A 12,122-nucleotide genomic window follows, 5' to 3' on the forward strand; every position below is an offset into this window, starting at 1 on the left:
CATCGCCGGCTTTTACAACTGCGTCCGTTTGCACTCAGCCAGAGGCAATTTACCGCCCATTATTTATGAACAAACAATGGCAGCAAAAAAACCGATCTTGGTGTCTGTAAATACTTGACCACTTCACCCCGCCCCGATTGTTCCTCACTCCGGCGTGTTTCAAGGGGAGATTTAAGCCCCGTGCTCAGAGCGTAGTCATCCTCTTTTTTCTTTGTTTGCTACTAAAAACCAAATTGGTTAGCGCACATGGGGCATCGCCCGCGCTCAGCAATTTACCGCTCAGTGGGTGGCCTATTCAATCACCAGCGATTTAACCTGCCACGCCGATCGGTAGTAATAAGGTTTGGTCTGCAACTCTGGCTTTGTATCGTAAGGGTAAACAATAAACAGCGGGCCTTTGGTGCGGGCAGGGATCGGCTGGCCGTTCATTTTATGCGCCAGAATCATATTAAACCGATGGGTGTCACTGAAAGGAATCTCGGTTTTGTAATCATTAACCGCCACTGCCTTAATCACAGTGCCACTGGCCCTGGCCGCCGCCAGCACATCGCGTAAATAGGGGCCGCTAAATTTAACAGGCAGCGCTTCCCATGGGGTTTGGGTGCTGTAACTTTGCTGCGGCAGTTTTTCCAGCATGGCCAGATCAAATACTGCGGTATTGCCTGCGTTTTTCTCCCCCACCTTGCCACTGATGGTGAGAATCACCTTTCCGGCCGGGGCATCCAGCGCCAGCGCAGGCCAGGTAAAGAGCAAAACCAGCAGCAGATATACGCGGTAAGCAGTCATAAAGTAAGCTCGCATCGGCTTAGTTTTTAAGTTCTGCCGGTTTACTCCGGGATGAAACCGGCTCTTCCTTTATAGGCAGTAATTTTTCGATTGCTGCAATATCCACTTCATCGATCTGCTCTTTACGCATAAATTTCCCGGCAAAGACCAGCCACAATTTGCTGTGTAAGAAATACCGGAACAGCTCAGCATCGATATGCTGATCTTTGGCCATAAACGCCATAATTTTCAGCGATTCGGTCAGTGTTTTGGGTGATTTATACGGGCGGTCTGCGGCGGTGAGCGCTTCAAACACATCGGCCAGCGCCATCACCCGGTCTGCCGTGCTGAGTTGATCTGCCGACAAGCGCCGCGGATAGCCCTTGCCATCGAGCTTTTCATGGTGAGTGGCGGCAATCTCCGGCACTTTCGCCAGCCGTGCGGGCCATGGCAGACTGCGTAGCATAATCAGTGTCTGCACAATATGATCGTTGATTTTAAAGCGGTCTTCTTCGGTCAGTGTGCCGCGCCGGATCGATAAGTTGTACAGCTCGCCCATATTTTGCGCGTGCTTTGGCAATTCCATATCAAAGCCATGGTGATTATTCGGGTCGCCTTTTTCTACCGCAGGCTTACGCTCGCCCCATGGCACTACATGGTCGCTGCGATCAGCCAGCAGCTGCTCAGCGATCGGCAATTTTTCAGGCACATAGTCACCCAGCCTGCGGTTTTCGTCAGCAGACAGGCCCAATTGCTTATCAAAAAATCGCAGCCATGTTTGCCTGCCTATTTGCTGCAGCCGCCGGATATCCTCATCGGCCATAAATTCGCCGCCCACATTACAGCGGGCCACAAAAGAAAAATCATTCTGTAAGACTTGCTGGCGCTGTTTCAGCACGGCAAAAGAAGCCTCTTCATCCCCGCCAAAAGCCACCGCCCGCCAATGATCCAGCTCGGCATCGCGCCACATCACCTCAAAACGCATACGTATCTCGTGGATGCGGTTGTAAATGGTTTCCAGCTTGGTGGCTTTATCAATAATGTGCTCGGGGCTGATCACCTTGCCGCAATCATGCAACCACGCGCCCAAGTGAAACTCGTAGCGCTGATCTTCACTCATTTTAAAACCGGCATAGGGGCCGCTTTCTTCCCGCCCCATTTGATCGACCAGCATGCCGGCCAGCTCGGGCACCCGCTCGCAATGACCACCGGTATAAGGGCTTTTGGCGTCAATCGCGTCGGCCATCAGCCTGATCACCGCATCCAGCAGTTTTTTTTGTGCATCAATCAGCTGACGCGTTTCTATCGATACGGCCAGCATGCCAGACAGCTTATGCACAAACCCGGTAAACGCACTATCAGCATGGCTGTCATCATCCTGATACTGTAAAATCAGCAGCCCTTCCAAGAGGCCACTGCGGCCGCGCAGCTCAATCTGCATTTCAACCACGCCCTCAGCCACCTGATGCGTTTCAGGAATCGCCTGCTGCTGATCGGTATACATAAAGCACTTTTCTTCATGCCCGCACAAATCACCATGCGCCACGGCCCGCTCCATTTTATGGCTGGTGTGATTCAGTAAATAAACCACGCCTGCCAGGCAGCGCGTGGCCATCACCATCTGATCCAGCACATTATTCAGCATGTGCTCTACTTTGGGCTCAGTGGCCATATCTTGGCTGATTTGTAAAAAAGTCTCGATGGTCTGGCCCATATCGTGCATCACGCCAGACAGATCATTCACCTCCTGCACCATGGTGGTTTTAAGCTGGCTCTGGCTGAAATCAAAACGGCTCATGCGCTGTGCCTGAGCCGTTAACTTATCCATACTTTCGCCAATTTTTGCCCCGGCCCACCAGCCCAGCGGCATTAAAAGCAAAGCCAAAACCACCACCACAACGATCAGATGTAGCAGTTTGCCGCGCAGCCCGCCCAGCAAATCATCACTGGGCGCGGCCACCAGTAAGCGCATGCCATCCGATTGCCACACATCGAAAGGCAAAGAAGCCCCCAGCCACTCCTGCCCGTTTACTTCAAAAGCAGCCACCTTGCCCTTATCCAAACCCAGCGCATTGAGCTTGCTCAGGCTGGGGACAGCCAGACCATCCACCGTGCTAAATTCAAATTTATCCCCACCTTTAATCAATACTTTTTGCATATCGGGGTAAGCCAACACCCTGCCCTTCTCATTCACTAGGGCCAGCTGGGTATTCGGTGATATTTTCAGCCCTTCCAAACTATTGGCCAAATCATCCAGCACCACATCAATACCAAAGATCGCCTTACCATTTTGGCTGGCCTGGCTGAGCGTTACGCCAATTTGCCGGGAAGAAAAGAAAATATACGGTTCAGAAAGCTGCGGTGCCGCTGTTAGCACAGAAGCTTTATACCAGGGACGTGTACGGGGATCAAAACGGTAATCTGGCTGGCTACGGCGCTCCAGCAGAGTGCGGCTGGCATTAAAAAATAAAAACTCGCGTTTAAACTCGCCATTGGGCTGGCTTTGCACCGATTGCACCATAAAATTAGACATAGGCGGCGCATTAAACTTTTTACGCAGATCCTCCCTGTCCAGCGGACGAACCAGCATAAATGAGCCATCGCTATAGCCCACAAAGACGGATGACATCAGCTCATTGGCCGTCAGCACATCAGACAGCGTACCCAGCCTGAGCAGCCGGTCTTCCAAGGTTGTTGCACTTGCAATCGGATCGGCCACCAGCATGCGTAATGTGGCTTGCGCCGGCTCCAGCATACGGCGAGATTTTTCTGTAATCAGCTGGCCTGCATCTCTTGCCGTTCTGGCCGCAGTATCAAGCAGGGTGCTGCGTGCGCCACTCCAGCCAATGCCAATCACCCCGACTGCCAGCACCAGCATGCAGAGCACCACTACCGTAGCGATTGAAAGCTTAATGGGCCAGCTATGCCCCCGCGCTAAAGAATGCGGCCCGTTACCCATCCTCTTCTTCCCTTTAAAATTGAAGAAAAACACGCCGTTTTTATTTGCTGGCGTTCCGTGAAGACAGAGTCAGGGCTTTAATGCAGTTTGTTTTTGTTATTCCAGCACTCAGGCAAGCCCTTTCCCAGACAACCGCCCATATCCTTTTTATGCTAGACCATGGCTTTCTTTATTTACAATTTAAAACATTGAAACTTGTAATTATTCATTAAAATTTAAAGAAGAAAAGACAGAAAATTCTATAAGTCAGGCATTAAAACTGCTTACAAATGCAGAGCAAATCAAGCGTTGCCTGCACTTATCATCTTGCCGGACGTTGCAAGCTAAAAAACACTTAAATGGCCAGCTTTAAATAATTTAACGGAGAATCTGTGTAAACCCATCACTGTGATACTCAAAATCAGTCCTGCCATGCAAAGGCGTAAATAAACCTTGTAAGACAATCACTTATTAGCAAAAAAATAAATTATCACCCCGTATCAGGATATAAAAAGCATCATTTCTATTTCATTAAGACAATTACTTGTTTTTATTCATTGCCTGCATGTTTATTTGCTAAGGTGATCTGGCACAGCCACTTGTCTTTTTTCAACAATTAACCTGCGCCATTATTGGCGTAATGAAGGTCTGTGCCCGGCGTTTTATTCCTTTTTTTAATCAACCATTTAAATATGTGGAGCAAAGAATGAATATTAAAAATGGATTTCGGATATGTGCCGCAATATTGGCAGTTTTTTTGTCATTTAGCGCCAGCGCAGATTCTAAAGATATACAAGTCAGCCTTAGCGCAGACAAAAACACATTAATTGAAAGCGATGATGTATTTGTGAATGTTACGATGAAAAATACCTCATCAGCACCTCAGTATATTTTAAAGTGGCATACCCCTTTTATTGCCGCACAAACCGAATTATTTGATGTATATCGTGATGGCGTAAAAGTAAATTACCTGGGGCCCATGGTAAAACGCGCAGCACCTAAGGCCAGTGATTATTTTGAATTAAAACCGGGAGCCAGCTACCAGCAGAAAGTCGAATTATCTGCACTCTACGATATGCGCGTAACGGGCAATTACACCATCCAATATCATGTTGATGCGCCGCACGCAGGAAGCGATGCAAAAGGGCTTGTAAATACAGAAGCAGACATTGCGCCATCAGATGCCATTTCAGTATGGATAGATGGCAGCCTGCCACGAGGCACCATCAGCAGTGAGCCCGTCCAGCCCAGCCTTGCCGGAGGCAGCTTATCCTTTAATAAATGCTCCGCATCGCAATCTGCACAGGTAAAAACAGCATTCAGCGCAGCGCAAACCATGTCGGCCAGCGGTGATGACTATATGTCGACAGGGGCCAGCAGCGCACGTTATTCCACATGGTTTGGTAAATACGATTCATCACGCTACGCCACAGTCAAAGCGCATTACGTGGCGATTAAAGATGCTTTCTTAAATAAACCGGTTACCGTGGATTGCGGCTGCACAGATTCTTACTTTGCCTACGTTTACCCCAGCCAACCTTACAAAATTTACGTATGCAACGCCTTCTGGACTGCCCCGATGACAGGAACTGATTCTAAAGGCGGCACTTTGGTCCATGAAATGAGCCATTTTTATGCAGTGGCTTCAACCAAAGACAATGTTTACGGGCAATCCGGCGCTAAAAAGCTGGCCATCAGCGATCCGGCCAAAGCGATTATGAATGCCGATTCACACGAGTATTTTGTTGAAAACACACCGAACCTGCCTTAATTGAAATGCTGGCGGATCAATCCTGTATGGGGTTGATTCGCCAGAGCAGCAAGAATTAGCCCGTCATCCCCGAATGTGTTTGCCGGTGATCCAGAAATCAAGCTTAAACTCAGCGATTTCTCGCTTTAAAAAAGCTGTAATGCTGGTAAGGCTCGCCGGGCAGATAGATCGCCGCAGCTTGCGCGGGAATATCCAGCAATACGCTGCCTGCCTGCACTTTGGTATCCGCTGCATTACCCAGCGCGTCGTGCAAAGGCACGCCGTCGTACCAGTGTGAGTAAGGGATTAACAGCCTAGTTTGTAATGGCCGGTCAGATAAATTAACAATCACCAACACCGCCTCACCGATCACATCCGTAGCACGCAAAAACACCAGTGCATTGCCTGCCAGCCTGTCGCCCAATACCTGCACATCACCGTACTGTAATGCCGGGGTGCGCTGGCGAATCGCAATCAGCTGCTGCACAAACTGGCGCTGTGCGTGATTCCAATCTGCCTGATTCCAGCGCATGGGGCGGCGGCAATCCGGGTCTGCCCCGCCTTCCATACCGATTTCTTCGCCGTAATAAATCAGCGGGATACCGGGCAGGGTGAACTGCATAATCATTGCCAGCTGCGCTTTTTTTACACTGCCCACCGTAGTCAGCAGCCTTGGCGTATCGTGGCTGGAGAGCATATTCCACGAGCAAAGCAGGCCGCTCAGGCCGTAAGCTGCTCTGGCGTCTTTAAGCGCATGATTCATTTGCAGCGCGTCAATCTCGCCAGCCAGCCAGGCCAGCGTGGCGGTACGATACCAGTAATTCATCATGCCTTTAAAGCCGCCACCCGCTTCAAACCAGCTGCTGGAAAAGCCATTTAACTCGCCCAGCAAACCAGCTTTCGGAAAACGCTGAGCCACAATAGCCGCCATTTCCTGCGCCACGGCAATACCCACATCCTGCGCCACATCAAAGCGCCAGTTATCCACGCCCTTAGCCAGCCAGTGCTGCACCAGGCTATCTGGCTGGCGGTATAAAACATCGCGAACGCTTGGGTTACTCAGATTCAGCTCCGGCATCAGGCCATAATCCTGCCAGCACAGATAACTGCCATCGTCTTTAAAACTAAACCAATCACGCTTACCCGCATCCACTGCCTTAGCCGCCAAAAACCACGGATGGCTGTCGGATACATGATTAAGCACCGCATCCAGCGTCAGGCTCATGCCTTTGGCGTGTAATGCCTCAATCAGCCGCAGCAAGGCAGGCTCGCCACCAAACATCGGGTCGATGCTAAAAAAATCCACCGCATCGTATTTATGATTACTCGGCGCGGTAAATACCGGCGTTAAATAAACGCCGGTGACGCCCAAGTCCTGCAGGTAATCGAGCTTTTCGGCAATGCCATCCAGATCCCCGCCAAAAAACTGCATACCCCAAGGCTGATCCAGCGTACTGTCGTCCCAGCCCCGCTTCACCACATCCGGATGGGCATACGCCGCCTGCGCCAACTTCACGCTGCTGGCAAGAGCGCCACCGATGGCAAAGCGCTCAGGGAAAATCTGATAAATAATCTGACTCGCCATTTGCTTGGTGGCGGCATCCAGGGTGGTTTTCATAATGGACTCGGGCAAGAAAAATACAATAAACCCATCAGCAAACTGACGCGGGCACGATGGTTTGATTATTGAATAAAAAGCCCAGTTGTGCGCGCTTAAATACGAGCCAAGCAGCAGGCTGATTAACAAAGTAAGGTAATTTATACTGCCCATAGCTTGCAATCAAACTGCCAACAATCTCAAGTAAAATGATAAAATTAAGAAAAAATATAGTAAGCAATTAACATGAGCAATGATCTTCATCCCGCCAGCTCTATGAGGAATGTACAGTGAAAAAAAGTATCGCTATTGATATGGACGACACGGTTGCAGACACCTTGCAACGCCATCTCACCTGGTACAAAAATGAATTTGGAATTACGCTTTCAAAAGAGATGCTCAGAGGAAAAAAAATTTACGACGTGATTTTAAAAGAGCACGTCAATACAGTTCGCTCTTTCCCCCATCATCCTGATTTTTTTCGCGATTTAAATGTCATTGAAAATGCCGTAGAGGTCATCTTTGAGCTGTCAAAAGATTACGAAATATACTTTGCAAGCGCTGCAATGGAATATCCTTCCTCTTTTAATGCCAAGTATGACTGGCTGAAGCATAATTTTCCTTTTATTAATGAAATGAACTTCATTTTCTGTGGGTATAAAGGGATGCTAAATTGCGATTACCTCATTGATGACAGCTCAAGGCATATCGATACTTTCTCTGGGCAGGGCTATTTATTTACCTCGGAAAAAAACATAAACGAAACCAGCTACCAAAGAATCAACAATTGGCTGGAAGCAAAAGAAATCTTTGCTGGCAGCTAGTTTATGTTTAAAGCAGCAATAATTATTTTATAAATTAACCAACTGGAATAAATAGCTCCGTCACTGAATCCGGGTGATCCGGGGCTAGAAAACGCTGATCCATATATTCAAACTCAATACCATCCAGCGCTTTAAGCCCTGCAGCTGGCAGCCAGCTGCTGTGAATGGACCTGAAAGTATCTGCAATGCCACTCACCGGGCCAATATGTTCAAAGCGGGCATAACGTTGCTCTGGTATATCCAGCGCCACCATACCATCAGGAACCGCAGCATCTGCGGCTGCTTCCAGAGCGGCCAGATAGCGCCATTGTCCATCGGCTAAGGGCTGGCAAAGCCCATAACAACTGCCTAGGCTGATAGCGGCGATTTCATGCTCTCTAGGCAAAAACCGCCCCCACATGTCAGGGATACTGCCTTCATCTTGTGGAGTCCAGACAAGGCCAATGACACGGAAAGCAGCACGGGTAACAATTTCAGGGGTTTGCATAGCGGGGCTCCTTGGGGCTTTGGTAAGGTAAATCTGAATTTGGGTGATCTGCTCCTGCTTATCCTTGATCTCGCCTTGCAACCGCTCTGAATGGGACTGCAACAGCTGGCGTAATGCCTGATCATCCATTCCGGCTTGCCAGAGCTGGCGGATTTCTTCCAGCGGCAGGCCAAACTGGCGCAGGCGAACAATCTGCCCCAGCTCTGTGACTTGGGCGGGCAAATAATAGCGGTAGCCGTTATCGCTGCCCGTGAAGGCGGGGCTGAATAAACCAATGCTGTCGTAATGCCTCAGCGTTTTAGTGCTCAGGCCATAGCAGCGGGCAAGTTGTCCAATCGTAAGCATAAGTGTTCTCGTAAGCAGAAATACCAGTATCAACCTTTCCGCAGGGGCAAGGTCAATAGGCCAATTTCAAAAATATCCTTTTGCAGCGGCAATTTTTTTACACGCCCTTACCGCAACTTACAAACCACTTGTCATTATTATAAATAATAATGATTCTTGTTATCCCTCATTTCAAACGGTATGATTCGCCGTTTTTCTGCTTTGGGTTGTGTTCGGTGTTTGAGCGTTATTATCACGATTTGCATCTGTTTATTGCCCGCTCGATTGGCTGCCGCGATAAGGCTCAGGATGTAGTGCAGGAGGCTTATGCACGGGTGCTTGCCAGCAAGCAGGTTCCGCAGGATGGCGGGGCAGGTTTGGGGGCTTTGCTCTACACCACGGCCAAAAATATCGTGATTGATCAATACCGCCAGAATCAGTCGCGCCAATATGATAACTATGAACAACTTGAGCTGCCCGCCTCCCGTGCCGATGAGCCGGAGCACCGGGCTGCGGGCAGGCAGTCAATGAAGCTATTACTGGAGCTGATTGATGGCCTGCCCCCGCGCAGCAAAGAAGCCTTTGTACTGTATAAGTTTGAGGGTTTAAGCCATGCGGAGATTGCTAAGCAGATGGGCATTTCGATTAATATGGTGGAAAAACACATTATTAACGCCATGGTAAGCTGCAAAAAAGGCATGGCTGAGCGGGGTGGAAAATGAGCGGCTCAACACAGATCACCCAGATTGATCCGGATACCGCAGCAGCACAATGGTTGTTACGCCAGGAACAAGGGCTTTGCCCCGCTGAAACACAGCATTTTCAGGAATGGCTGGCCAGCCACCCGGCTCATCAGCAGGCATGGCAGGAGATGCAAAATTTCAATCGCCTGATCAGTGAAATGCCCCCCTCCTGCAGCCAGCATTTTGCAAAGCAGCGCAAGCAACTTGCCGCAAAGGCAAGGCGTGAGCGTTATAAGCAGCTGATCTCTGCTTATTTCACGCCGCGCCTGCTTACCGGCTGTGCGCTATCGGTGCTAGCCTGTAGTTATTTGTGGCTGAGCTTGCCCAGCTACAAGCAGCAAATACAAACCGCACGCGGGCAAATGCTGGAACAATATTTACCCGATGGCAGCCACTTAGAGCTTGATACCGACAGCCAGGTAGAAATAGCGCTGTACCGGGATAAACGTGAAGTTCGTTTAATCAAAGGCCAGGCGATGTTTCATGTCAGCAAAGGCAGCCCTTTTCATGTCATTACTGATCAGGCCCAGGTGAGTGTGCTGGGCACACAGTTTTCAGTCAGAAATACTCAAAAGCAGATTCAGGTTGCGGTGCAGTCCGGCAAGGTGGCTGTTCAGCCCAAACCAGCCGCATTGCCGGGGCTTATTTTGCGTGCAGGTGAAGCCGTTACACTGGCAGATAATGCCTTGAGCCCTGTGCAAGCAATTGCTCCGGCAGCGGTAGGCAGCTGGCGCCAGGGCAGATTAAGTTTTGATAACACCACGCTGGCCAATGCCATTGCCGAATTTGAACGCTATACCCCTACTGGCCTGCATATTACCGATCCTGAAATCGGCAAGCTGCGTATATCTGGCAGCTTTGAGATTAAAAAACTGCAGCAATTTACTCAGGCCTTACCGCAGGTTTTGCCAGTAAAAATCAACAAAGGTGAAATAAGCGCACCTTAAGCCTGCAGAGCACAGAGATTCAAAGCACCCGGTTTATGACAGCCGAAAACGCTGCATTTGTTTTTGTAACTGCAGGCTAATTTCAAATAACTGGCTGCTATCCAGGCTGGCTTGCCGGGTAATGCGCAGATTACTATCGGCAGATTGAGAAATGGCATCCACACTATTGGCAATAGCCTGGCTTTCAGCCACTTGTTCGGAAATATTTTGACTTAAGAGATCCAAATCTGCGGTGGCTTGGCTGGCCCCCTGCTGTAATTGAGTAAGGGGGTCCACAATTTCTCCAATCATCGCCACCGCCCGCGCCATTTCATTTCTTCCCAGATCAATTTGAAAAATAGCCTCACTGGTTTGCTGGTCCATCGCTTCAATCACGTTATAGATTTCGCGGGTTGCGCCAGAGGTTCGATCTGCCAGCCTTCTAACTTCGTCGGCTACCACGGCAAAGCCACGGCCAGCTTCACCCGCACGGGCGGCCTCTATCGCCGCATTTAAGGCCAGCATGTTCGTTTGTTCGGCAATTTCGGTTACTGAGCTGATCATCGTGCGCATCGAATTAGCCCTCTGCCGCAAAACATCAACGGCATCTGCACTGCTTTGAATCGTACCGGCAATCGCGGCAATTTCCCGCGAAGCGGTTTCAATCAGCTGATGGCCACGCCCAGCTAAACTTGCCGCTTGCTGTGATTGCTGCTGGGCTGAATAAGCCGTTTTTTCAGCAAAATGCAGCTTATTGACGAAATCTCCTACCACCCGATGAATCTGGGAAATCTCAAGCTGCTGGCTGGCTACGCCATTGGCAACGTCTGTAGCGCCCTGCTGACCAGACTGAGCTGAGCTTGAAATTTGGTTCGCCGAATCGCGTAACTCCAGCACCATCGCGGCCAGACTAATCTGCATTTTTTGCATCTGCGTCAGCATCATGGCGGCTTCATCACGGCCATGAATAGTCAGCTGACAGCGTAAATCGCCAGCGGCCATGCCCGCCATCGCGGCAACACCATGATCCAGCGGACGAATAATGCTGCGGGTCACTGCCCATGCAAAAAAAGGCCCGGAGATTAAAGCGCACAGACTCAAAATCCAGAGTAAGGAACGCGTATCACTCATACGCTGCAATACGCTGGCTAATTCTTCCGCCATATTGGTTTGCTGCATTGCTGCTAATTCAGCAGTCCCTTTAAGCAAAGCGTGCAAAGATGGCTCAGTGTGGCTGGCATACTGTTTGGCCAGAGCGGCCTGATCTCCCAGCTCAATTAAATCAACCGTGTCGGTAAAGGCCTGGAGATACTTTTCGCGCAGCGTGGCTAAATTCTGCAATGATGCAGCTCTTTCCCCTGCCCAGGGTAAGCTTTGCAAGTTTTTAAATGAAACACTGGCTTGCTTGCCTGCCAGATCCATCGCGGTATAGAGAGGCACACGAGCCTGACGCTCTGGTGTTGTTACAATTTGCAGTAATAACAAGGCGGCATTTTGCGAATGCCGGTCTAAATCAGCCGTGAAACTTTGTTTTTTTGCCTCAACCTGCACAATTTGATGCATGGCCTGATCAATACTGGATAAACCTGCCCGAACACTCAGAAATAGAATAAATATAAACGCCAGCATCACCATAAAAGCCAGCGTTAATCGAGCACCAATTTTAATTTTATTTAGGAAACCCATTAATTTGCCTCTGTTTGTGTGTTCAAAGTAAGCATCACCCTCTATGTAAACTGCATCTCCTTCCTTTTACTGAAACCCCAGT

At 49.5% G+C, this 12,122-nt stretch carries 9 protein-coding genes; 4 read left to right on the plus strand and 5 right to left on the minus strand.

All coding sequences use genetic code 11. The features are described 5' to 3' along the window. Positions 1-291: 291 nt before the first annotated feature. Both CSQ88_RS08230 and CSQ88_RS08235 read right to left on the minus strand, forming a co-directional pair. Entirely contained in the window at positions 292-786 is a 495-nt protein-coding gene (locus CSQ88_RS08230) for a molybdopterin-dependent oxidoreductase (protein ID WP_099397628.1), read from the minus strand. Between the two features lie 19 nt (positions 787-805). Further along, positions 806-3,724 carry an HD domain-containing phosphohydrolase gene (locus CSQ88_RS08235; RefSeq protein WP_099397629.1) on the minus strand — a complete coding sequence of 973 codons (2,919 nt, stop codon included), beginning with the start codon at positions 3,722-3,724 and terminating at the stop codon, positions 806-808. Positions 3,725-4,409: 685 nt separating this feature from the next. Between CSQ88_RS08235 and CSQ88_RS08240 the strand changes: the two genes are divergently transcribed. After that, complete coding sequence (locus CSQ88_RS08240) at positions 4,410-5,474, plus strand: M35 family metallo-endopeptidase (RefSeq protein WP_099397680.1); 1,065 nt, start codon at positions 4,410-4,412, stop codon at positions 5,472-5,474. A 109-nt stretch (positions 5,475-5,583) separates the two neighbouring features. On the opposite strand, the gene CSQ88_RS08245 is transcribed toward CSQ88_RS08240, so the two are convergent. Beyond that, on the minus strand, positions 5,584-7,071 hold the full coding sequence (locus tag CSQ88_RS08245) for a glycoside hydrolase family 13 protein (protein WP_180273588.1): 1,488 nt from the start codon (positions 7,069-7,071) through the stop codon (positions 5,584-5,586). Positions 7,072-7,340: 269 nt separating this feature from the next. Here CSQ88_RS08245 and CSQ88_RS08250 point away from each other — a divergent pair, with 269 nt between their 5' ends. Beyond that, positions 7,341-7,874, plus strand: a complete 534-nt coding sequence (locus CSQ88_RS08250) for a 5'-3'-deoxyribonucleotidase (protein ID WP_099397631.1) — start codon at positions 7,341-7,343, stop codon at positions 7,872-7,874. Positions 7,875-7,908: 34 nt separating this feature from the next. Here the strand turns inward: CSQ88_RS08250 and CSQ88_RS08255 are convergent, their stop codons facing one another. After that, the gene (locus CSQ88_RS08255; protein WP_099397632.1) at positions 7,909-8,706 is read right to left on the minus strand and encodes a GyrI-like domain-containing protein; all 798 of its coding nucleotides are present in this window, start codon (positions 8,704-8,706) and stop codon (positions 7,909-7,911) included. 215 nt (positions 8,707-8,921) lie between these two features. Here CSQ88_RS08255 and CSQ88_RS08260 point away from each other — a divergent pair, with 215 nt between their 5' ends. After that, positions 8,922-9,407, plus strand: a complete 486-nt coding sequence (locus CSQ88_RS08260; protein ID WP_099397633.1) for an RNA polymerase sigma factor — start codon at positions 8,922-8,924, stop codon at positions 9,405-9,407. Continuing rightward, on the plus strand, positions 9,404-10,375 hold the full coding sequence (locus CSQ88_RS08265) for a FecR family protein (RefSeq protein ID WP_099397634.1): 972 nt from the start codon (positions 9,404-9,406) through the stop codon (positions 10,373-10,375). Before CSQ88_RS08260 ends, CSQ88_RS08265 begins: the two co-directional genes overlap by 4 nt. Positions 10,376-10,408: 33 nt before the next feature. Here CSQ88_RS08265 and CSQ88_RS08270 read toward each other — a convergent pair whose 3' ends face one another. After that, positions 10,409-12,040, minus strand: a complete 1,632-nt coding sequence (locus CSQ88_RS08270) for a methyl-accepting chemotaxis protein (protein WP_099397635.1) — start codon at positions 12,038-12,040, stop codon at positions 10,409-10,411. Positions 12,041-12,122: the final 82 nt, after the last annotated feature.

The sequence above is a fragment of the Iodobacter sp. BJB302 genome, from assembly GCF_002735645.1.
Taxonomy (GTDB): Bacteria; Pseudomonadota; Gammaproteobacteria; order Burkholderiales; family Chitinibacteraceae; genus Iodobacter.